This window comes from Acinetobacter sp. ANC 5054, assembly GCF_002135295.1.
Taxonomy (GTDB): domain Bacteria; phylum Pseudomonadota; class Gammaproteobacteria; order Pseudomonadales; family Moraxellaceae; genus Acinetobacter.
On record NZ_NEGG01000001.1, the window covers coordinates 403002 to 424707 of the forward strand.

Genomic DNA, 21706 nt, shown 5'->3' on the forward strand with positions numbered 1-21706 from the left:
TTATCTAAAATTTTTCAAATATTCTTCAAAACTGATGCTGGTCTCTTGTTCAAGCTGAGCTTGCTTGTCTAAAGACAAGGCTGCGGCTTCGGCAAAATAAGCAGTCGTTTCTGGGCTTAATTGATGTTGTTCATACACGTCCGCATGTTGTTGGGCGATATAACTGCCAAAACTCCATGTGCCGCCTTGTTCAAGGGTATCGGCAATCATTTTTGCCGACAAGGTTTCATCCACTTCATTGACGCGTGATTGCATCACAGCCATGGCCTGAATGTAAATATCTGTATTGTAAGCATGGTCAAGGAGCTCGGCCAAAGGTTGCATGGCGGTCACATGATCACCACACCACTGTTCAATGGCAATCGCAGTTCCTTGCTGCATAATGCTAGCATTCGGCGCACGACCACGATTGACCACTTCAGCTTGATTTCGCTCAATTTCATTTTGCTCATCATCTAGCAATGCCGGGCTGTCTTTTAATAAACAATACAACGCAATCACTTCCAGTAATGCGGCAGTATCTTCATTAATACCGATTGGGCTATACGGGTTCACATCAACCGCACGTAACTCAACATAGCCTACACCACGTTTTTGCAAGGCTTCAGACGGTGTTTCACCTTCCTGCGGCACTTGTTTCGGACGGACTAAACTGTAGTATTCATTTTCAATTTGCAGCACATGATCATTAATTTGAATCGGCTCACCTTGTGCATCATTTAGACCTAAGTAACTAAAAGGTGCATACGGCGTGTGTACTGCTTTTTGTAAACCTTCTAAATAGCCTTGGATGTCGTTGTAGTGAATACCTAACTGTTTTTGTGCCGAATTTTGATAGCCAAAATTACCCATACGTAGCGCAGTCGCATAAGGTAGGAACAGTGTTCCTTTGAGTAAGGGCAGCAATTGATGATCACGACCCGTCATAAAGCATTTGCATACCGACGGGCTTGCACCCACCAAGAACATCACCAAAGGGGTTAAGCGAATAAAATTACGAATCAGACCAAAATAGCGATGGCTGCGATAGTCCTGCAAAGACAGTGCTTTTAAGCTGTCATTGCTTTCGTGTGCTTGTAAGGCTTCAAAAAAATGATCTGGGAAAGATAGATTGTAGTGCACCCCTGAAATGGTCTGCATGCGACGACCATAGCGCACACCTAAACCACGACGGTATAAGGTTTTAAAGCGTCCGATGTTAGAACTGCCATATTGCGCTAAACGAATGCTCTCTTCGTCTTCATCCAACATACACGGCATCGACAGCGGCCATAGTTTTTCACCATGTTCCAAATGTGTATGCGCAACAGCATGAATATCTTTTAAATAATTTAATGCTTCAGGAATGCTTTCTTTTGGTGGAGTAATAAACTCCATTAAAGCTTCTGAATAGTCTGTCGTGATATGTGGATGGGTTAATGCCGCGCCCAAAGCCACGGGATGATTGGCCTGTGATAAAAAGCCATTGCTTTGCATACGCAAACTTTCACGCTCAATACCGCGCAACATCCCTTGAATCAGCGAAGAATCCACCCACGTCGGTAAAATGTCTTGAGAGGTCGATTCAGGTTGACTCATTGCTATCTCGCTTAATGGAAGAAACTACTAAAATAAAATCATTCATTTATATCAGTATAACGCGAATTTTAGAGCGCATCTGAACCTCGAAATTGTTTTGAGGCAAATCAAGATTATATTTTGGCAAATTTTTATCACAAACTTAGTGTTTATGACATTTGAAAATTGTGATTTTATAAATAAATAAATGCAAATCAAGTATAAAACTTATGAATTATCAAGATATTCTCGACTTTTGGTTTAATCCTGAGCAGCAGCCAAACTGGTTCGCTAAAAGCAATAATTTTGATGTTTTAATCGAAAAAAAGTTTAAAGAACTCCATCAACAAGCTTGCCAATCGGAACTATGGACATGGCGTAGCTCTGCTGAGAGGCGTTTGGCTGAAATCATTGTCTTAGATCAGTTCTCCCGCAATTTATATCGTGATTCACCCCATGCCTTCGCTCAAGATGCCATGGCATTGGCACTCGCGCAGGAAACTGTCGCTCAGGGTTTAGACCGAAATCTTGCCCCAGTACAACGTTCCTTTTTATATATGCCCTATATGCACAGTGAATCGGCTAAAATACATCAAATCGGGTTAGAATTATTTGAACAGCTCGGTAATCCGATTAATTTAGAATTTGAAAAGAAACATAAAGTCATTATCGATCGATTTGGGCGCTATCCACATCGCAACAAAGTTTTGGGTAGAACATCAACCACAGAAGAATTGGAATTTTTAACCCAACCCAATTCAAGTTTTTAATTAATGGCTAAAAACCAGTATTTCTCCCCTTGCCATTAACCCATCATCAGGAGCATGAGCATGAAGAAAATGATCATTGTCGCTGCAATCACCGCAGCGCTGGGCTTCACAGGATGTGCAACCACACCATCCAAACCCTTAACGTTTGAGCAGTTGGGTCGTTACTCAGCAACGCCTTTAAATGCCCAAAGTTATCGTATTAGTTTCCAAGCTCGTCCCAATATGAGCTATGGTACAGCCGAAGAAATCACCTTGGTTAAGGCGGCACAAACGACGCTACATAATGGTTATCAATATTTTAAGGTCATCGATGACCCAAGTAACCGTACACAAAAACCACCACGCCAAGCCGTAATTTATCCAGACCCAATGCCGTATCCATATGGCTATTACCGTCGTCATCCTGGTTTCTGGCCTGGCCCATTCTACGATGTGCCCCAAGTCGTGACCTTAGACCCAACTCAAGTGTCTTATAGCATCACCTGTTATAAAACTCGGGCGCTAGCACCGCAAGATGCTTTTGATGCACGCTTAATCTTGCAATCTCTCGGTGCCAAATATGGTCTAGACACCCAAGGCAATCCGTTGCCAGTCGAGACTGCTCCAGCAAAATCCTAAGTGTGAGTAAAGCTAATCTATGACCGATCCAATTCAGCACACCGTTTCGCCGAACCTACAACGCAGTAAGCGCTTCGCCACCATCGCTTTGGTGGTGGCTGTGCTGGCATGGATTGCTTTGATGATCGTTGCCAAATTGCTACCCGATTATATTTGGCTGATTCATATTTTGATGCTTTCGGCTGAAGCAGGTGTGGTCGGTGGTTTGGCTGATTGGTATGCCATTACGGTGCTGTTTCGCAACCCTTTTGGTAAGTTTCCAATTCCAAAATTTTTACGCGATCACACCGAAATTATTCCACGCAACAAAGCTCGAATTGCAGAGTCAATGGGCCGCTTCGTGCAGGAAAATTTCCTATCACCTCAAGTGGTAGAAAGAAGTTTAGCCGAAACCGATATTTCACTCGCAGTGGGTAAATGGCTCGCCAATCCAAACAATAATGCCCAAGTGACACAAGTCATTCAGCAAACCGTTCCGAAAATTTTTGAATTTGTTGGTCAGGAACAAATTGGACGGTTTATTCAAAGCAACAGTGTGCAATGGGTCAAAAACACCCAAGTCAATCATTTGGCCAGCGAAATGCTGCGTGCGGTATTGGAAAATGACTTTCATCAAGATGTGCTACAACGTGGACTCGATATAGCCCATGATTGGATGCTGCAACATCCAGAGGAAACACGAGATTTATCGCGTCAATTGTTTAAAGAGTTGGGCGTATGGAAATTGGCAAAAGGTGCGAGTTGGATTGGTATAGATGTTCAACAGCGCACCATCGACTCCCTCGTAAATCGGGTTGAATCGATGCTGGCCGATCAGGAGCATCCATGGCGCCGAAAAATTGAAGAAATGGCGCAGCAACTCATGGAACAACTGGCTGATAACCACAGTGTCGCCAGTCAACGTCTAAATAACACCAAAGACGCCATGCTCGACAGTCCACAAATGCTGAATTTTATCAGTGGCGCTGTCGTGATTCTTTGCGATGCCATTCGTTCCGATCTGGAAAAACCTGACTCAGGCATTGCACAAAATTTACGGGTTGCGATTCAGCAAGTGGGCGAAAATATCGTGTCTAATGTTGCAGTACGCCAATTACTGAATGAAAAAATGAGCGACATTGCAATTAACTTGTCAGATCAATACAGCGAAAAAGTCATTCGTTTTATTAGTGAGCGCATTCATGAATGGGACTCGCGTGAAATGATCAATAAAATAGAAAATGAAGTCGGTGGCGACTTACACATGATCCGTGTCAACGGTGTGGTGGTCGGTGGCTTTATTGGCCTTGCGTTGGGGATTATTCGCGCTTGCGTGGAATGGCTACTCTAAACCGCTCATCACGAGATTTTCATTAATTACTAACTAACCACGCGGTTTTGCATGTAATACTTTGCAAGATTTGAGCTTTTTGGGCAGAACCGCTAATATCCCCCCCACACAACAATTCAATAGAACAATAAAAGCTTATGTCTTTGCACTACATTTTACCGCTTAGTTTCATTTTCACCTTTGCTGGCCTGACAGGCTGTCAAACCCTCTCTAAAACCAGTAGCACGGTCAGTGACAAAGTTATGGGTATGCTAGGTAAAGAAAAAGCGCCTGAAGTGAATCAAAAAGGGACGGTCGATATTAGTAAAAGTACCCAGCAGCAACTTGAAAATCTACTGGCCAATATGCCCAAAAATCAGTGGGTCTATATTGAAAATGACCAACAAGGCACCTCGACCCTAAAAAATAAGTCCAATGATAACTTTAGCTTAAGTCTAAAGCTGAACTGTAAAATTGCTACTCAGCGCCCAACTTTTAGCTTGACCAATAAAGATGATCAGGAAATTCTCAAAGCCCATGACAGTGCTGCGGGACAAATACAAATTTTGCTCGACAACAAAAATTATGGCAATCCATTTGAGCTGACGAATCATCAAAAATTTCAAAGCTTTAAAACGGCCTTAGCTCAAGCCAAAGTCATTAAAATTTTTAATGCATCCAAACTGTATACTTTTCAAAACAATAAAGCCGAATTGCTGACTAAACCAGTCAGTTGTCGAGATCAGCTCTAAGGCAAACAACTATTTCAATCGTGTGAATGGGTTTCCTTTCAAATTCATTAATTTAAGATGAAGCCTTATTCGAACTATTTTTTCGGTGGTTGTACGTCGTGCATATCCACCAATAAGCCGGTAAATCTGCGCACAAATGGCAAGAGCGTCACCACAATCGGGAAAGCGATCGCCCAAGAAATCATCCAGTTGTGAAACCACAATGCCAAAAATCCCTCAAACCAACCTAAATTACGCAGCATATTAATAAACGAAATAATCCCACTCATGAGGCATGACAAAATGAAGGGAACAATAATCAAGGCCCAACGTGCTGGAAGTTTAGGGATATTTCCAAAAATTTTAACCCTTTGCTGCGACATACAGAGTACTCAAATGAATCCGAATAAAATCTAAATTCATTTATATCGTTATTTTTCGATATAAGCAATATGACACTTTTATCGAATATTTTTTATTCACAACAAATGGGTTCACCTAAAGAGCCTGAAATTTGCTATATTTACCGTTTTTCTGCGACATTTATTTTTCGACTGATTATGAATACGGCAATACAAGCAGCGCTCGACCATGCAGTGCAATCCCTTCAAGCTGAAGGTGTACTCCCATCTGACTGGAACAACTCAAGCAATTTGACGCGAACTAAAGATCGAAGCCACGGTGACTTTGCGTCAAACATTGCCATGATTGCTTCTAAAGCTGCAGGTATGAAACCGCGTGATCTAGCCGAAAAAATTCTGGCACATCTTCCAGAAGTCGCAGATATCAGCAAAGCAGAAATTGCAGGTCCAGGCTTTATTAACTTCTTCTTAAATGCCGACCAACGTTTTGCTGTGTTAGACCAAATTCAAGCGCAGAAAGATCAATTCGGTCGTACCCAAGCCAACGCTGAAAAACGCGTACAAGTTGAATTTGTTTCTGCAAACCCAACGTCTAGCCTACACGTAGGTCATGGTCGTGGTGCAGCTTACGGCATGACTGTTGCTAACCTAATGGAAGCAACAGGTGCAAAAGTTGACCGTGAATACTATGTCAACGATGCGGGTCGCCAAATGGATATTTTGGCAACGTCGACTTACTTACGTTATTTAGAATTGACAGGTCAAACCTTAGTATTCCCTAAAAATGCATACCAAGGCGACTACGTTAAAGAAATCGCACAAAGCATTATCGACAAAGATGGCGATGTCCATGTCCGTCCTGTGGCCGACATCTATAAAGATGTGCCTGAAGATGTGCAATTTGCCGCTGAACCAGATGCAGAAGGCAATAAAGTTGTCCTATCTGGTGATAAAGAAAAACACATTGATGGCTTGATTCATAATTCTCAAAACCATTTAGCTGCGGGTTATCGTGTATTCCATCAAGCAGCGTTGAAAGCCATTCTGGATGACATTAAAGATGACCTCGGCGAGTTTGGTGTAACCTTCAACCAATGGTTCAGTGAAGCAACCTTGACTGAAAAAATTGATGAAGCGCTACAAATGCTCGATCAACGTGGTTTCTTATACGAAAAAGATGGCAACATTTGGTTTAAATCGACTGAATTTGGTGATGAAAAAGACCGTGTGGTGAAACGTCGTAATGGTCAAACCACTTACTTCGCTTCAGACATCGCTTATCACTTAAATAAACTGCAACGTGGTTATACCGATATCGTGGATATTTGGGGTTCTGACCACCACGGTTATATTGCACGTGTAAAAGCAGCCATTGATGCGCTCGGCTATGACTCTAAAAAATTAACGGTACTTTTGGTTCAGTTCGTGAGCTTATGGCGTGGCGGTGAGATGGTGCAAATGTCATCCCGTTCAGGTCAGTTCGTAACTTTACGTGACTTACGTAAAGAAGTCGGCAACGATGCTGCGCGTTTCTACTACGTTATGCGTAAATCAGAACAACACATTGATTTTGACTTAGACTTGGCCGTGTCACAAAGCAAAGACAATGCCGTGTACTATATTCAATATGCGCATGCGCGTATCTGCCGTATGCTAGAAAAAGCAGCTGCAACCAATGTTCAATTCTCTGCTGAAGCAGCACGTCAATTTGCAGCGAAACTTGAGCTTGAAGCTGAAACTGAAGTATTGGCGAAGCTTGCGGCTTATCCTGAAATTGTCGTTCGTGCGGCGAACAGTTACGAACCACACCAAGTGGGTAACTACTTGAAAGAGCTTGCTGCACTATTCCACGGCTGGTACAACGAAAATAAAGTTTTAGGCGATGATGCTGAATTGACTCAAGCGCGTTTATTACTTTCTGTAAATGTACAGCAAGTTCTGCGCAATGGTCTTGAGCTCCTTGGTGTAAGCGCACCAGAAAGCATGTAAATCGATTTTAGGTTTAAGCGATACTTAGAAAAAATACAGGCTCGAAATGAGCCTGTATTTCGTTTATATTCAGCGATATGACTGCTCAATTCACAATCTGCCGAATTTATGAAAATTAAACAAAATACTTATGACAGTCATGTAATATATAAGAATTAAGATTACACTTCTGGGCCTACCCAGTGTGGTTCGTCACAATTAAAATTAAAGAGGTTTCCTCGTGTTTGGAAAAACGCAACGCGGTGTATCTGAGCGGTCTCATCAACCTAAAAAACCATTGATTCCTGCATGGTTAGGTACCCTTGTCATTATTTTAATCGTGTTGAGTTTCTTGGTTGCCCTGATGCTCTGGAAGCCATGGGAACCCGTAAAGCCGAAAGGTCAAATTACCTCTGAACACTATCAAGAAGAGACCAATCAAGACTACCGTTTTTATGATTTGCTGCCACAACAGCAAGTGACCCCAATTCCTGAACAAGCCGTGCCTGAAAACAACACGAAAGAAGCGGTGGTGATTGTTGATGCACCTGAGCCAAAGCCAGTTGAAAGCACTGAACCTGGATTGGAAGAGTCACCTGCAACGCCTGCTGCAGCAAGTTATATCTTGCAAGTCCGTAGTTATGATGACCCAGATCAAGCCGATGCCCGTCGTGCTGAGATTATTTTGAACGGTCTATCTGCCGATGTGATTCAAAGCACTGAAAATGGAAAAGTGTGGTACCGCGTCGTTTCTGGACCTTATGATTCACAAGAAGCTGCGGTGATTGCACAGCAAACCTTACGCCATAGCAGCATTGACTCTATTGTGGTGAAACGCTAAATATTGAATATAAAAAAAGCGCCTTAATGGCGCTTTTTTTAGCACCCCCATTATCAAAGGAAGCTTGGGAGGGATTTATATGATAATCCTCCCCCTAGCCCCTCCTGTATAAAAGGAAGAGGAATTTTTGTTAAAGCGTATGCCCTAAAGCTTCACCCATCACCACAGTTGAATTGGCTTTGAATGCCGCATCCCACTGCATTTTATTTTCTTCAAAGAGCACCACAGCCGTAGAACCCAAGTAGAAACGGCCCAATTCTGCACCCTTTTCTAAGAATAAATCGTGTTGATTGAGTTCCAAACGCCCTGTAGGTTTAACTTTACCTGTAGCCACGGTTTCAATCCCCGCAACAATCATTGCACCGACCAAGACCACTGCCATACGACCCACTTCAGTATCAAACAAGCAGACCATACGTTCATTACGTGCAAACAAGCCTGGAATGTTTTCGGCTGTGGTTTGGTTCACAGAGAACAATTCACCCGGTACATATAAAGTTTCAGTCAGTGTACCTGCAAATGGCATGTGCACACGGTGATAATCTTTTGGCGATAGATACACGGTTGCGAACTGACCATTTTTGAAAGGTTCAGCCAATTGTGGATCGGCGATTAGATTTTCAACGGTGAATTTCTGACCTTTGGCCTGAAAAACATCACCATTTTCAATTTTACCCAGTTGTGAAATCGCACCATCTGCAGGTGAAACGATACTACTGGCATCCGTATCAATTTGGCGTACACCATCCTTTAAAGAACGGGTAAAAAATTCATTAAAGGATTTAAACTTCAGCGCATTGCTTTGTTCAGCAATCGACATGTCGATGCCATACTGCGCTTTAAATGCAGAAATCACCGCATTTTTCACGACAGGATGTTCGCTGGCAGCCAATTTACCCACAATACGTGAAAGTTTATGCTGAGGCACTACGCGCTGCGCTTGAATGAAAATTTGTTTTTTTAACTGAGATGTAAGACTCAAGACGGCAACTCTCCGGTGATCACAGGACTATCGAGTCGGTTGCCCCACTCGCTCCACGCACCATCATAGGCTTGAATGTTCCAACCGAGTAAACGTCCCAGTATATAAGCTAGGCCTGAGCGATGATGTGACTGACAGTACACCACCACAGGTTCGTTTAAATTGAATCCCAATTGTTCTAAGCGTTGTTGTGTGCGTTCTAAAGGATGCAATTTTAAATGATTTTCTCGGTTTAGGGCAGTACTCCATTCGAAATGTCGTGCCCCCGGTATGTGACCGCCGCGTCGCGCTGCTAAACGCAGCCCTGTATATTCATCTTCCGTACGGCAATCCCACAGTTGTAATTGGCCTTGCTGGATGGCATTGAGCACATCGTCATAGCTGGTTTGATATTGCTCTGCGGCTTGTAAATTCACAGAGACTAAGGGTGCAACTGGCTCGAATGTGTCAATTTCAGAAGATGTTGGCAAGCCCGCGCCGAGCCATGCATGAATACCGCCATTGAGTAGACTGGTATTTTCAAAACCTAGACAATGCAGATTCCAAATTAAACGCCCTGCCCATGCACCGCCTTCATCATCATAGGCCACGACATGATGCTCAGGGCCAATATTTAAATACGCAATCAGGTGTTCTAAACCCGCTTGATCTGGCAAAAGCCCCATCGCCTGTTCTTCTTGACGGACCAAGAGTTTGGGCTGTACATGTAAGGCATGAGGAATATGCAGCTGGTCATACACCGAACGACGACTGAGGTCGACTATACGTAATTTGTCATTGCCCAAATGTGGAACTAACTCTTCCGCCTCAATCAGCAGACCTAAATTCAATGGAGATACAGTCATCGTTATTCGTGTTGTCATTTGCGTGCTTAAACTGATCTTAGCATAAGTCATTTTTACTATTATTCTGAATTTTTGCATTCCTTTAGCAAATTTTTAGATATAAAAAAGCCGAAGATGACTTCGGCTTCATTTATTAAGCGGCTATTTGCCGTGAACTTATTCGGCAACTTCTGGAATATCGAAGACCTGACGGAGGTATGCCAAGAAGGTATCGTTATCTGTCATGGTTTTGCCGGGACTATCAGAAATTTTAGCCACCGATTGACCATTACACTCAACCAATTTCAACACAATATTCAGTGCCGTTTGCCCCATGTCATTGGTGAGGTTTGTACCAATACCAAAGCTCACTTGGAAACGATCTTTAAAATAGTTATGCAATGACCATGCTTTTTCGATATTCAGACCATCACTGAAAGTCAGCATTTTAGTTTTGCTGTCAATTTTCAATTTCTTGTAGTGCGCATAAGCCTTATCACCCCATTCATACGGGTCGCCACTGTCATGACGTAAACCATCAAACAGTTTGGCAAAGTACAAGTCAAAGTCACGTAAGAACGCATCCATACCGACCACATCGGTCAAGGCAATCCCAAGGTCACCACGATATTCTTGTACCCACGTTTCCAAAGCAGCCTTTTGGAAATCACGTAAACGTACATCCAACGCTTGGAAGGCTTGGAGGAATTCGTGGGCCATGGTACCAATCGGAATAATATTTAAATCTTTGGCAATTAAAACATTACTGGTGCCGCGAAAAATATTTGGTACGGCTTGATAAAACTCAGTGATCACATGCTTTTGCCATTCATAGCTATAACGACGACGTGTGCCGAAATCTGAAACTAAAAATGGCGGATCATTTGGATTTTGTTCTGTTTGATACTGTTTCAACGAGGCAATTTTGTGTTGAAGGCGACGTTCACCTTCAAGCAAAACTTCTGGGCTACGAATTTGCTGGAAATACAGTTCGTTGACAATCGCTAGCACGAAAATTTCAAACATCATCGCTTGAACCATCGGGCCTTCTACCCAAATATCCAAACGACCTTCATCATCAATCCCCGCATTAATAAAGCGGCGTTTGAGTTGAAATAATTCTAAATAATCGACAAAGTCACTTTTGATAAAACGCAGACTACGTAAATATTTTAATTCATCTTCTTTAAACTTCAGCTGACAGAGCATGTCGAGTTGCGTGTTTAAATCATCCAAAATCTCGACCAGCGGGTAAACCGTATCATCTAAATTACGACAACGAAAATGATAAACACTGTGCGTTTGCGGAAATTTGTGTAACACCACTTGTAACATGGTGAATTTATAGAGATCTGTGTCTAATAAGGAATGGATGATTGGTGACATAAAGACTTTCAGTTTTTATCAACTTATTGCATTAAAGCATACTTTATTGAAAAAAAGCCGATTGATTTGGTTGATTTCACTATAAATCTATCCAATTCATCGACTTTTGGTACCCATCACTGCCCTAAAAACGTAGATAATTTGTGCTATTTCTTAAATAACTGCTGGTATTTTTCAAGTTGCCCAAATTCACGTGCAAACTGTTCGGCAGTCTTCTGTCCAATCTGTTGCGTATTGGCATCACAGTCCACTTTGCGTAATTGCTTGGCAATCGTCCATTCCATTTTAAACATTGCCCCCATGAGTGCCGTATTGCCTTTATTGTCACGGGCACAACGGTCAGCGCCATGCGCCAGCAAAGTCGTGACAATGGATTGTTGACCATAATAGGTCGCCATCATCAATGGGGTAAATCCTGAGGCATTTCTCACATCAACGGGAAAGCCGTGTTTTAAAAATTCATTGATCACGTCGTCATTGCCCGTTTTGGCTGCAGCGAAAAATAGATCAATCAATTCCTGTTGTGAGTTCACCTGAACCTGTTCGGCACTTTTAGCGGGGGAGATATCTTGCGCGGCAGTTACGTTTGCGAATGCGGAACCTAACGCAAAAATACTGACTAAAATGGCAGGCTGTATAGCTTTCATGATGAACTCCAACAGAAATCGAATATTAATTAAAAACCATAGTCAAATATTAAATGCCTGTAAAACTCCCCCTAGGGTGCAGGAAAGGTTTGGAGTTCTACAGGACTTTTTGGAGGTGATTGCGAGACCCTAGTCACCAATGCATAGACTGATCGAAATTAGTCTTGAAGTTTTGCTGCTTTGGCTTTCACCATTGCGATATCGCCGTTAACAGCTTTGGTCATACGCATACCGTAGTCTGCATCTGCTTTATAGAAATAAGACAGCATGATGTGCTTGGCTTCTGAATCTTTGACATTGCCCAAGTCAGCTGTCAAGTTCATGATTAAATCGTCTTTTTCTTTGGCAGTATATGAACGGTAAAGCTCACCCGCTTGCTTGAAGTTTTGTTCTTTAGTACCGATTTGCTGAACTGTGCCTGAAAGTGGTGTTTGAACTGCACGTGCTTTCTCAGTTGCCACTTTAGGCTCTTTACGGCTTGGCTCGTAGTTCACGTCAGAATTACGTTCGCTGACATTCATGTAGCCATCTTGGTTGTTGCTGTTGACAGCAACAAGCGGACGGTTAACAGGAATTTGCTGGTGGTTCGCGCCTAAACGGTACATTTGCGTATCTGAATAAGAGAAGATACGGCCTTGAAGTAAACGGTCTTCTGATGGCTCGATACCTGGAACCAAGTTACCTGGCGCTAATGCCACTTGTTCAGTTTCATTAAAGAAGTTCTTCGGCATACGATTCAGCGTTAAAGTACCTACTTTGGTTTCTTTCACTAAATCAGTCGGCCAAATTTTTGTTGGATCAAGCGGATCAAAATCAAAGCTGTTTAAATCTTTAGGATCCAATACTTGGATATAAAGATCCCATTTCGGGAATTTACCAGCGTTGATGTTGTTATAAAGATCATTGGTAAGATGGTTGAAATCTTTAGCTTGTTGTTCCATTGCCTCTTTAACGTTCAGACCTTTCACGCCTTGTTTAGAGCGGAAGTTGAATTTAACGTATTTGTATTCGCCTTTATCGTTATACAACTTGTAAGCATGGACACCGAAACCATCTTGTTCGCGGTAGCTCGTCGGTACACCTTGCTTGCCATAGACATACGTCAACATGTTGGTTGCCCAAGGCTGGCTCGACAAGAAGTCAAATACACGATTTGCGTCTTGAACGTTGTTGATTGGGCTTGGCTTCATCGCATGGATAAAGTCTGGGAATTTGATCGCATCACGAATAAAGAATACAGGGGTTTGGTTACCCACTAAGTCCCAGTTACCTTCTTGCGTATAGAACTTGATTGCAAAGCCGTGCGGGTCACGTAAAGTTTCTGGCGAGCCTTTCCCGTGAATTACAGTTGAGAAACGTAAGAAAACGGGTGTTTTTGTACCCGCTTTGAATAATGAAGCAATGGTCAGGTCGGATAAATCTTTCGTCGCAACGAATTCACCATGAGCACCTGTACCACGCGCATGAACCACACGCTCAGGAATACGCTCACGACCAAAACGTTGTAGCTTTTGAACCAACTGTACATCTTGAAGTAAAACTGAACCGTTTGGACCCGCAGTAATCGAGTTTTGATTATCGCCTACTGGTGCACCATTATCTTTGGTTAATGGCGCTGCTTGAGTCACCACCGTTGCTGTTGCTAACATTGCAACCAATAAAGAACGCTTAAACATCGTCTTAATCTCTCTGTCATTTACCTTTCCTGCACGGGCCACAATACAGATTAGAGTTAAAACGTCAAAACAGATTATATTTATAAATATAATCGTATTTTTAGATTTATGTAAAATATCCATTTTATAATCATATGTTTACGAACAAAAAACCATCAATCAGTTTTATGCTGGCGAGTTAGCATTTGCTACAATCCCTCAGTCTTTTTTAATCTCTGTTCGGAAATCATATGCGAGCCTTGTTACAACGCGTTTTAGAAGCCAAAGTTGTTGTCGATGGACAAACCACAGGTCAAATTGACCATGGCATTTTGGTGTTCTTAGGGCTCGGTAAAGAGGATAATTTAGAAAAAGGCAAAAAGCTGATCGATAAAATTTTGAAATATCGCTTCTTTGATGATGAACAAGGCAAAATGGGTTGGAATGTTCAACAAGCTGCGGGCGGCTTACTGTTGGTTTCTCAATTCACCTTAATGGCGCAAACACAAAAGGGATTACGCCCTGATTTTGGCCCTGCCATGCCACCTGCGGATGCCAAAGCGCTGTATGAACAATTGGTCGACTATGCCAAAAGCCAATTTGAACATGTGCAAACGGGTATTTTTGCAGCCGACATGAAAGTGCATTTGGTCAATGATGGGCCAGTGACTTTTAATTTAGAAGTCGAATAAACGCTAGACACAAAAAAAGCCCTCTATTTCGAGGGCATTTTTAATCTTCCCCTAACCCCTCCTTTAAAAAGTAAGGGGATAAGGAATAAAACTTACTTACCTGTTTTTTCTTTAATAAAAGCACGAGCGAGTTTAATTTTTTCTTTCACTGGTTTTGGTAATTTTGGTGGAATCAATTTTGCAACTTGGTTAAACCATACCAATAAGCCAAAATCACCTTCCATTTTAATGCTGCCGTTTTGCATACCCGTCATAAATGCTGTTGGGTCACCTTTCATTAAGGTTTTTACACCCTGCTCACTGTCTGCAAACTGCAAAATAAAATCCGCTTTTTCAGCATCACCAGCAACAGTGTCAATCTGACCATTATTTACAATAATTTGGCGTGCAACCCCGAGGTCTGTACCAATTTGAATACGAAACTGACGTTCATGCACCAATTCAATAAATTTAGGGCTGGTACGTGCAAGCTGTTTCATACGCAGTGCAAGACCTGCAACCAGTAAGTCCAGCGGATCCGTGCTGACATCAACCAGTGGAAGCTTTACGACAGGAATTGATGATAGTTTCATGACTCGAAGCCTATTGTAATTGTTGGAAAATTGACTGGCTTCATCCTACCATAACTTCGGTTTGTAGAAGTAAGCCTTTGTATCTTAAATCACACTGATGCGTTCATAAAAAAATGCGCCCGTGGGCGCATTTGATGTTGTTATCTCAGTACATATTAGCGGCTAGAACACTGCTGCTCTTCATCATACACCGGTGTATGTTCAATACACTGGCGCTTTGCCATGGCACGCTCTGCACGGCGATCTTCACGTAGAAGAACTAGGGTGAACACCACCATTGCGGCCATCAAGGCTGTTAAATAACTATACGCCACCGATAATTCGAACATGGTTTGTGTACCAAATCGAATCACTTCAATGAGTCCCCACACCAGCATCCCCGCCAGCATAAAACTTAACCAGCGACGATAAGGCGAGAAGAAAACAGCAATCACAGCAGCCGATACCAAGCTCAGGCCAACGATTGTTGCTAAATTCGCTGTCAACATAAAAACCTCCGTCATTCGACAGGTGACATCTCTTGTATTACAGGATGTTGACCCTGCCGCACTACTGTCTGTTCAGTAAATAGATTTGGTCGATCTCAATCTCTTGCAAGCATTATGCTGAGTTTTTCGTATAAAAAAAGTCTGCTTTTTTGTCCATGCGACACACCTTGTCGCAACATTATTTTGTCATTACATTTTTTCTTTTTAGATAATTTCTAGAACAATGATGCTGCCTTGTTTCGCGTGTCATTACAAAAAAAATCGTGCAATTTAGGCTAAAAAAATTAATTTTTCGAATGCTGTTAATCGTTGTTTTTATCGACAATTTTCTTTTACCGTTCATCGGAACCTATATTTTTTGGCATAAAAAAACGCAGCATGATTGCTGCGTTTTTTAGATCGAATTCAATCGCATTAAGCACGATTTAAATCTTTGTCATGGACACCCAGTAAGTAAAGCACACCGTCCAAACCAACACTTGAAATGGCTTGATTGGCATTTTGACGGACCAATGGCTTAGCACGGAAAGCCACACCTAGCCCAGCCAAAGACAGCATTGGCAAATCATTTGCACCATCACCAACCGCAATGGCTTGCTCCAGTGAAATGCCCATTTCTTCGGAAATTTGAGTCAGTAACAAGGCCTTACGTGCACCATCAACAATATGACCTTTGACTTCACCCGTTACGACGCCATCTTGCACATCCAAGACATTGGCATGCACTTCATCGATGCCTAATTTCTCTTGTAAATATTCAGCAAAATATTGGAAGCCGCCAGACAAAATAGCCGTACGATAACCCAGTGATTTCAAAGTCGAAATCAGGCGTTCCGCCCCTTCAGTCACGGTGAGGCGCTCAGCAATTTTTGGTAATACAGATGCATCCATCCCTTTTAGCAAAGCAACGCGTGCACGGAAGCTTTGTTGGAAATCAAGTTCACCTTGCATCGCACGTTCCGTGATTTCAGCCACTTGTGCCCCAACGCCAGCTTCAATTGCCAGTTCATCAATCACTTCTTGCTCAATCAAGGTTGAGTCCATATCGAAGCAAACCAAACGGCGGTTACGACGGTAAGCATTGTCTTCTTGTACGGCTACGTCTACACCCAGTTCAGTCGAAAGACGTAAGCAAGCAGCACGCATCGCCGTTGCATCTAACATCTGACCTTTAAGACCAAATTGTACACATGCTCGCTTCGGTGCTTCACTCACGTCATCAAGCTCAGGACGGCCCGATAAACGGGTCACCGTTTCAATATTGAAGCCTTGGCTAGACACAATATTTGTAACTGCCTGTAAATGAGATGCTTGTAATTCTGGAGCAAGTGCCGTAACGATATAGCGCGTGCGGCCTCCCTCATTTACCCATTGTTGATATTCTGTTGTAGAGATTGGTTTAAAGCGCACTGTTAAGCCAATATCATGTGCTAAAATCAACATTTCCTTCATGGCTAATGCTGTCGCAGTCTGGTCTTCCGACGAAACAACAATACCTAAGGTCAGCTGGTTATGGATGACGGCTTGCCCAACATCTAAAATCTGTAAGGAATGTGCGGACAAAACCTGCATTAATCGTGTAAATTGATTAGGTTGGTCAGGTCCTAAAAATGATATAAGAATGATTTCTCGCATGAATTGACTCGGGTCTGAGCTACAACTAATGTAAGAATCATAATCTAAATTGAATAGAATTGCCTTGGAAGTTTACGTTGAATGCGCCTAGACAAGGGCTATTTGCTAGCCTATTAATCGTTTGTTTTGCTTTACATACTTTTTTATTGGTATTGGCAACAACCCACCAACTGAACGAAAATCGTGCCAGTCAGGGACAGCTTATGACCAGTCAGTTGGTCACAGACAGCTTATCTGAACTTGAACCCGCCAATACGGTTTCGCTGGCTTTACTCGCTGACCGTTATTCAACAAACCCAAGTGTGGCTTCTATCCGCATTTTAAATGCCAACAATCAAGTATTGGCAACTGGGGGGTTGACCAAGACTCGTGAAGGCGAAATTTTTGTCCGTGATGCTCTACAAAATGAAAAGAAAGTCGGCACGGTCGAAATTACCTTAATCAAACCAAGTATTGGTGAAATTTTACGTACTCAGTGGGCGGCTATTTTAGTTTCATTCTTCTTACATGGCTTATTGTGGTTAGCTTATCGTGCGATCGCGCGACCTAGTCGTACTGAATACTTGGCACGTATTAACAGTGAATCTCGCTTGAAACATGAAATTCAAACGCTAGCGCAAGCCTTAGAACAAGAAAAACATAATGCAGCAGTAGCAATTGCACAGGCTCAGCAAAATGCACAAGCCAAAGCGAAACACAAAGAAATCAAACCTGTGGTTCTTGATAGCAACAGCTTAGCATTGAATATTCAGTTTTATGATCCTAAACAATTGCTCGATACTGTAAATAAAACCGTTTCTTTGCCTTATTTTAATCTGTGCCAAATTTTCCTCAACAAAACCACAGAACTCTGTATTCAACACTACAAGTTCAACAGTTCGGACATTACCACTGTACATAAATTCGATGAACATGGTGCAACGATCAGCATGACTGCCGATACTCCAGATGCTTTGCGTTGTTTGGCGATGATCAGTGCAGTGTTTCAGCTATTGTCGGATGTATTATACAAACGCTACCGTGAAGAAAGACGTTTTGTTTTACAAACCCGTAGTGCAATTTCAAGCTCGGTTGAGGCTATGCAACTTTCATCTGTGCAAGCAGCTGATCGCTTGGTACAACAGTTGGTGGCTAAAGAAAGCGCGATCCATGTACCGACTGCGCTCTTGAAAGAAATTTCAGACCATTTCCAATTGGTGAGCTTACCAAACCCAACCAATGTGCTGACACGCCATGCCTTTATGATGAATGGCATGGACAGCGATGCTGCTGAATTAGCGCAAAGCCTACGGACTGAAATTCTTAAGTCAAAGCAATCTAAAGCCTCTTAAGCTGTAGAATCAAAAATCCCGCTTGATGCGGGATTTTTTTTAATCTTTTAAACGGTCAAAACTTTCTGTTCGATCAAATAGCGCTGTGCACTATATGCTGCTTCATTTTCTGCACATTTCACTTTGAACCATTGACCATCAGATTGTAATTCCCATGCATTTTGATTGTCTTGTAAATAGTTCAAAAGACCATCTTTAATAATTCGCTTTTTCAACCGATGGTCTAAAATTGGAAAACAAGTTTCCACTCTTGAAAATAAATTACGTCCCATCCAATCGGCACTGGCACAGTACAAACGTTTTTCCCCACCCTGTTCAAAATAATACACACGCGTATGTTCTAAGAAACGCCCAACCACTGAACGTACATGGATATTTTCCGAAAGTTCCACAACCTGTGGAATCAGACAACAAATTGAGCGCACAATTAAATCGACCTGCACACCTGCTTGAGATGCTCGATATAAAGCAGCGATCAGTTGCGGTTCAGTCAAGGCGTTGACTTTAATGATAATACGCGCAGATTGACCAGCTTTAGCACATTCAATTTCCTGATCAATCAGTTTCAGTAATTCTGTATGCAACGTGAACGGCGCGTGCAATAGAGCTTTTAACTTGGCCATTTTGCCCATGCCTGTCAGCTCTTGGAACATCCGATGCACATCTTCACAAATGTCTGGTTGCGTGGTCATTAAGCCATAGTCGGTATACATCCGCGCATTGCCAGCATGGTAGTTTCCAGTGCCTAAATGGGCATAGCGCACCAAGTTATTATTTTCACGACGCACAATCAAAATCATTTTGGCATGGGTTTTATAACCGACTATGCCATAAACCACGACCGCACCCGCTTCTTGCAGAATATTCGCCACAGTAATATTGGATTCTTCATCGAAACGCGCACGTAGCTCAATGACCGCGGTGACTTCCTTACCATTACGCGCCGCTTCAGCGAGCACTTGAACAATGTCTGAGTCAGGGCCACTGCGGTATAGCGTTTGTTTGATCGCCAAAACTTTGGGGTCTTTGGCCGCTTCACGCAGCAAATTGATCACAGGCTGAAACGAATCGAAAGGATGGTGCAAAAGCACATCTTGCGCTTTGAGCAGGTCAAATATCCCCGTTTGCTTACGCAAGACTTTAGGTATGACTGGCGTGTAAATTGGATATTTTAATTCTGGACGTTTAAAGCTTGTACTTAAACGCGATAAATTAATCGGACCATCTATGCGATACAGCTCCTTTGTACTTAAATCGAATTCATTCAGCAAATAATCAATAATCGTTTGCGGGCAGTCATCTTCAATTTCGAGGCGCACAGCGCGACCAAACCGTCGTGACGACAATTCATCTTTCAACGCCACCGCCAAATCATCCACATCTTCAGCCAAGACCAAATCTGCATTACGTGTCACGCGAAAGGCATAACAGCCTTTGGCTTTCATGCCCGGAAACAAATCATTGATATGCTGTTGAATAATCGCAGTCAAAAAGATTTGTGTATCTGTATTCCCTGCAACGTCAGCAGGCATTTGAATAAGCCGAGGTAAGGAACGCGGTGCCGGAACAATCGCCATTTCAATCGCCCGACCAAATGCATCTTTCCCCTCTAGACTGACAATAAAATTTAAGCTTTTATTCACCAGACGTGGGAATGGATGTGATGGATCTAAGCTGATCGGAGTCAGTACAGGCTGTACTTCTTTACTAAAATACTGACTCATCCAAGACTCATGCTTTGCTAAAATATCTTGGAACTGAATGAAGCGAATGCCCTGTGCCTGCAAGGCTGGAAGAATGGCATGATTCAGTACCTCATATTGCTGTTGTACGGTTTGATGGATGGTCTCAGACAATTCATCCAAAATCACTTCAGTCGGTATTGCATCTGGAGTACGCGCAATTGCATTCAGATCACGCTGTTTCATCAGGCCAGCAATGCGAATTTCAAAAAACTCATCTAGATTACGTGAAAAAATAATCAAGAAATTCAACCGCTCTAATAACGGCAATTGATCATCCAAGGCCTGTGCCAAAACCCGTCGATGAAAGGCCAAAAGCGATAATTCACGATTAAAATACGTTTCAGATGAATGCTGAAAATGTTCCATACCCTCTCAATGCTGCTTAAAACAGTCTATATAAAGTGTTTAGCCGGCATGTTAGGCAGCGGATATGACACTTATGTTACAGATCGCAGAATTGATGCAAAAAAGCCACTTCAACGCTCCAAATTTATTTATAAAAACATATTCATAGCGTACACATTAAAAAAGGAGAACTTAAGCTCTCCTTTTTTAATGTACATCGAATGGTTTATTTCAATTTGTCTGAGACTTCATTCGGTTCTTCGGTCCGACTGGCCCAATAGGTCGCGAGCGCTGGCCCTGAAATGTTGTGCCATAAACTGAATATTGCACTTGGCACAGCGGTCAATGGTGACGCTGCAAAATGTGTCGCCGCTAAAGCTACGCCCAATCCTGAGTTTTGCATACCCACTTCAATCGATACAGCTTTACAGTCTGCATAAGGCAATTTGAACAAACGACTCGCCCAAAAGCCGAGTAAATATCCTAGACCATTATGCAGCGCAACCACGCCTAAAATCAGTAAACCTGACTCCAAAATTTGTGTACGACTGCCCGCAATAATCGCCGCTACAATTGCAACAATCGCCACCACGGAAATCAACGGCATCACTTGGATGTAGGCTTCGACTTGTTTTTTTAATACAGCACGAATGATCAAACCGACCACAATTGGGAACAACACCACTTGTAAAATTGAGACCAACATTGACATGGCATTGATTTCAATCCATTGACTTGCCAGCAAATAGAAAATTGCGGGAGTCAAAATCGGCGCAAGCAAGGTTGATACCGAAGTACACGCTACAGACAGTGCAGTATTGCCCTTTGCCATGTAGGTAATCACGTTCGATGCTGTGCCACCCGGGCAGCAACCGACCAAAATTACCCCAATCGCAATTTCAGTGGGTAACTGGAGGAGTTTGCACAGTACAAAAGCCAAACCCGGCATCACAATAAACTGTGCCAAAACCCCAATCATTACCGCTTTAGGGCTTTGCAGTACGCTTTTAAAATCGCCCACAGTCATGGTCATGCCCATACCAAGCATAATTATGCCGAGCATCCACGGGATATAGGCCTTGAGCCAAACAAAAACGTCAGGAACGACCATCGCAATGGCGGCAAACAACACCACCCAAATGGCAAAGGTTTTTTGCACAAATTGGGTAAATTTCAAAAAAGCGGACATAGGCTATATCTCTTTTATTTTCAGCAACAAAAAAGGCACGCGCCTGTGCCTTATTAAGT

20 protein-coding genes are annotated in these 21706 nt (G+C 42.6%); 8 read left to right on the plus strand and 12 right to left on the minus strand.

Annotated features, from left to right (window positions below):
• Entirely contained in the window at nucleotides 1-1578 is a 1578-nt protein-coding gene (gene gshA / locus B9T33_RS01905) for a glutamate--cysteine ligase (protein WP_086177254.1), read from the minus strand.
• Nucleotides 1579-1787: 209 nt separating this feature from the next.
• Here gshA and B9T33_RS01910 point away from each other — a divergent pair, with 209 nt between their 5' ends.
• From B9T33_RS01910 to B9T33_RS01925, 4 genes are all read left to right on the plus strand, one after another.
• A complete protein-coding gene (locus tag B9T33_RS01910) occupies nucleotides 1788-2327 on the plus strand; it encodes a DUF924 family protein (RefSeq protein ID WP_086177255.1) in 540 nt (179 codons plus the stop codon).
• A 60-nt stretch (nucleotides 2328-2387) separates the two neighbouring features.
• Nucleotides 2388-2945 carry a CC0125/CC1285 family lipoprotein gene (locus B9T33_RS01915; RefSeq protein ID WP_086177256.1) on the plus strand — a complete coding sequence of 186 codons (558 nt, stop codon included), beginning with the start codon at nucleotides 2388-2390 and terminating at the stop codon, nucleotides 2943-2945.
• A gap of 19 nt (nucleotides 2946-2964) precedes the next feature.
• Complete coding sequence (locus B9T33_RS01920; protein ID WP_086177257.1) at nucleotides 2965-4275, plus strand: DUF445 domain-containing protein; 1311 nt, start codon at nucleotides 2965-2967, stop codon at nucleotides 4273-4275.
• Between the two features lie 137 nt (nucleotides 4276-4412).
• Nucleotides 4413-5006, plus strand: a complete 594-nt coding sequence (locus tag B9T33_RS01925) for a hypothetical protein (protein WP_086177258.1) — start codon at nucleotides 4413-4415, stop codon at nucleotides 5004-5006.
• Between the two features lie 74 nt (nucleotides 5007-5080).
• On the opposite strand, the gene B9T33_RS01930 is transcribed toward B9T33_RS01925, so the two are convergent.
• Nucleotides 5081-5368 carry a DUF2798 domain-containing protein gene (locus B9T33_RS01930; RefSeq protein ID WP_086177259.1) on the minus strand — a complete coding sequence of 96 codons (288 nt, stop codon included), beginning with the start codon at nucleotides 5366-5368 and terminating at the stop codon, nucleotides 5081-5083.
• A 177-nt stretch (nucleotides 5369-5545) separates the two neighbouring features.
• Between B9T33_RS01930 and argS the strand changes: the two genes are divergently transcribed.
• Together argS and B9T33_RS01940 are read left to right on the plus strand one after the other, a co-directional pair.
• On the plus strand, nucleotides 5546-7336 hold the full coding sequence (gene argS, locus B9T33_RS01935; RefSeq protein WP_086177333.1) for an arginine--tRNA ligase: 1791 nt from the start codon (nucleotides 5546-5548) through the stop codon (nucleotides 7334-7336).
• A gap of 220 nt (nucleotides 7337-7556) precedes the next feature.
• The gene (locus B9T33_RS01940) at nucleotides 7557-8156 is read left to right on the plus strand and encodes an SPOR domain-containing protein (protein ID WP_086177260.1); all 600 of its coding nucleotides are present in this window, start codon (nucleotides 7557-7559) and stop codon (nucleotides 8154-8156) included.
• A 130-nt stretch (nucleotides 8157-8286) separates the two neighbouring features.
• Here the strand turns inward: B9T33_RS01940 and asd are convergent, their stop codons facing one another.
• The 5 genes from asd to B9T33_RS01965 form a co-directional block, all read right to left on the minus strand.
• On the minus strand, nucleotides 8287-9138 hold the full coding sequence (asd, locus tag B9T33_RS01945; protein WP_086177261.1) for an archaetidylserine decarboxylase: 852 nt from the start codon (nucleotides 9136-9138) through the stop codon (nucleotides 8287-8289).
• The gene (locus tag B9T33_RS01950; RefSeq protein WP_086177334.1) at nucleotides 9135-9983 is read right to left on the minus strand and encodes a sulfurtransferase; all 849 of its coding nucleotides are present in this window, start codon (nucleotides 9981-9983) and stop codon (nucleotides 9135-9137) included. The genes asd and B9T33_RS01950 overlap by 4 nt, the downstream gene beginning before the upstream one ends.
• Before the next feature lie 156 nt (nucleotides 9984-10139).
• Nucleotides 10140-11348 carry a nicotinate phosphoribosyltransferase gene (pncB, locus tag B9T33_RS01955; protein ID WP_086177262.1) on the minus strand — a complete coding sequence of 403 codons (1209 nt, stop codon included), beginning with the start codon at nucleotides 11346-11348 and terminating at the stop codon, nucleotides 10140-10142.
• 146 nt (nucleotides 11349-11494) lie between these two features.
• On the minus strand, nucleotides 11495-11995 hold the full coding sequence (locus B9T33_RS01960) for an ankyrin repeat domain-containing protein (RefSeq protein WP_086177263.1): 501 nt from the start codon (nucleotides 11993-11995) through the stop codon (nucleotides 11495-11497).
• Between the two features lie 158 nt (nucleotides 11996-12153).
• A complete protein-coding gene (locus B9T33_RS01965) occupies nucleotides 12154-13671 on the minus strand; it encodes a catalase (protein WP_086177264.1) in 1518 nt (505 codons plus the stop codon).
• A gap of 230 nt (nucleotides 13672-13901) precedes the next feature.
• Between B9T33_RS01965 and dtd the strand changes: the two genes are divergently transcribed.
• The gene (gene dtd / locus B9T33_RS01970; RefSeq protein ID WP_086177265.1) at nucleotides 13902-14342 is read left to right on the plus strand and encodes a D-aminoacyl-tRNA deacylase; all 441 of its coding nucleotides are present in this window, start codon (nucleotides 13902-13904) and stop codon (nucleotides 14340-14342) included.
• Between the two features lie 92 nt (nucleotides 14343-14434).
• On the opposite strand, the gene B9T33_RS01975 is transcribed toward dtd, so the two are convergent.
• The 3 genes from B9T33_RS01975 to serB form a co-directional block, all read right to left on the minus strand.
• Nucleotides 14435-14914, minus strand: coding sequence for an SCP2 sterol-binding domain-containing protein (locus tag B9T33_RS01975; RefSeq protein WP_086177266.1), 480 nt, complete (start codon nucleotides 14912-14914; stop codon nucleotides 14435-14437).
• A 155-nt stretch (nucleotides 14915-15069) separates the two neighbouring features.
• Nucleotides 15070-15402 (minus strand): AciT family ciprofloxacin tolerance protein, encoded by a 333-nt coding sequence (aciT, locus tag B9T33_RS01980; RefSeq protein WP_086177267.1) that lies wholly within the window; start codon nucleotides 15400-15402, stop codon nucleotides 15070-15072.
• A gap of 414 nt (nucleotides 15403-15816) precedes the next feature.
• On the minus strand, nucleotides 15817-17037 hold the full coding sequence (serB, locus tag B9T33_RS01985) for a phosphoserine phosphatase SerB (RefSeq protein ID WP_086177268.1): 1221 nt from the start codon (nucleotides 17035-17037) through the stop codon (nucleotides 15817-15819).
• Nucleotides 17038-17114: 77 nt separating this feature from the next.
• Here serB and B9T33_RS01990 point away from each other — a divergent pair, with 77 nt between their 5' ends.
• Nucleotides 17115-18368 (plus strand): hypothetical protein, encoded by a 1254-nt coding sequence (locus B9T33_RS01990; RefSeq protein WP_086177269.1) that lies wholly within the window; start codon nucleotides 17115-17117, stop codon nucleotides 18366-18368.
• A gap of 47 nt (nucleotides 18369-18415) precedes the next feature.
• Here the strand turns inward: B9T33_RS01990 and ppk1 are convergent, their stop codons facing one another.
• Complete coding sequence (gene ppk1, locus B9T33_RS01995) at nucleotides 18416-20479, minus strand: polyphosphate kinase 1 (protein WP_086177270.1); 2064 nt, start codon at nucleotides 20477-20479, stop codon at nucleotides 18416-18418.
• A 205-nt stretch (nucleotides 20480-20684) separates the two neighbouring features.
• On the minus strand, nucleotides 20685-21647 hold the full coding sequence (locus B9T33_RS02000; RefSeq protein WP_086177271.1) for a bile acid:sodium symporter family protein: 963 nt from the start codon (nucleotides 21645-21647) through the stop codon (nucleotides 20685-20687).
• Nucleotides 21648-21706 lie beyond the last annotated feature (59 nt).

What these genes read in the sequence shown, in the direction of transcription:
- B9T33_RS02000 (WP_086177271.1), bottom strand. Translation starts at nt 21,647, where the DNA reads ATGTCCGCTTTTTTGAAATTTACCCAATTTGTGCAAAAAACCTTTGCC.
- B9T33_RS01950 (WP_086177334.1), bottom strand. Translation starts at nt 9,983, where the DNA reads ATGACTGTATCTCCATTGAATTTAGGTCTGCTGATTGAGGCGGAAGAG.
- argS (WP_086177333.1), top strand. Translation starts at nt 5,546, where the DNA reads ATGAATACGGCAATACAAGCAGCGCTCGACCATGCAGTGCAATCCCTT.
- gshA (WP_086177254.1), bottom strand. Translation starts at nt 1,578, where the DNA reads ATGAGTCAACCTGAATCGACCTCTCAAGACATTTTACCGACGTGGGTG.
- serB (WP_086177268.1), bottom strand. Translation starts at nt 17,037, where the DNA reads ATGCGAGAAATCATTCTTATATCATTTTTAGGACCTGACCAACCTAAT.
- ppk1 (WP_086177270.1), bottom strand. Translation starts at nt 20,479, where the DNA reads ATGGAACATTTTCAGCATTCATCTGAAACGTATTTTAATCGTGAATTA.
- B9T33_RS01960 (WP_086177263.1), bottom strand. Translation starts at nt 11,995, where the DNA reads ATGAAAGCTATACAGCCTGCCATTTTAGTCAGTATTTTTGCGTTAGGT.
- aciT (WP_086177267.1), bottom strand. Translation starts at nt 15,402, where the DNA reads ATGTTGACAGCGAATTTAGCAACAATCGTTGGCCTGAGCTTGGTATCG.
- B9T33_RS01965 (WP_086177264.1), bottom strand. Translation starts at nt 13,671, where the DNA reads ATGTTTAAGCGTTCTTTATTGGTTGCAATGTTAGCAACAGCAACGGTG.
- dtd (WP_086177265.1), top strand. Translation starts at nt 13,902, where the DNA reads ATGCGAGCCTTGTTACAACGCGTTTTAGAAGCCAAAGTTGTTGTCGAT.
- B9T33_RS01915 (WP_086177256.1), top strand. Translation starts at nt 2,388, where the DNA reads ATGAAGAAAATGATCATTGTCGCTGCAATCACCGCAGCGCTGGGCTTC.
- B9T33_RS01930 (WP_086177259.1), bottom strand. Translation starts at nt 5,368, where the DNA reads ATGTCGCAGCAAAGGGTTAAAATTTTTGGAAATATCCCTAAACTTCCA.
- B9T33_RS01910 (WP_086177255.1), top strand. Translation starts at nt 1,788, where the DNA reads ATGAATTATCAAGATATTCTCGACTTTTGGTTTAATCCTGAGCAGCAG.
- B9T33_RS01920 (WP_086177257.1), top strand. Translation starts at nt 2,965, where the DNA reads ATGACCGATCCAATTCAGCACACCGTTTCGCCGAACCTACAACGCAGT.
- pncB (WP_086177262.1), bottom strand. Translation starts at nt 11,348, where the DNA reads ATGTCACCAATCATCCATTCCTTATTAGACACAGATCTCTATAAATTC.
- B9T33_RS01975 (WP_086177266.1), bottom strand. Translation starts at nt 14,914, where the DNA reads ATGAAACTATCATCAATTCCTGTCGTAAAGCTTCCACTGGTTGATGTC.
- B9T33_RS01925 (WP_086177258.1), top strand. Translation starts at nt 4,413, where the DNA reads ATGTCTTTGCACTACATTTTACCGCTTAGTTTCATTTTCACCTTTGCT.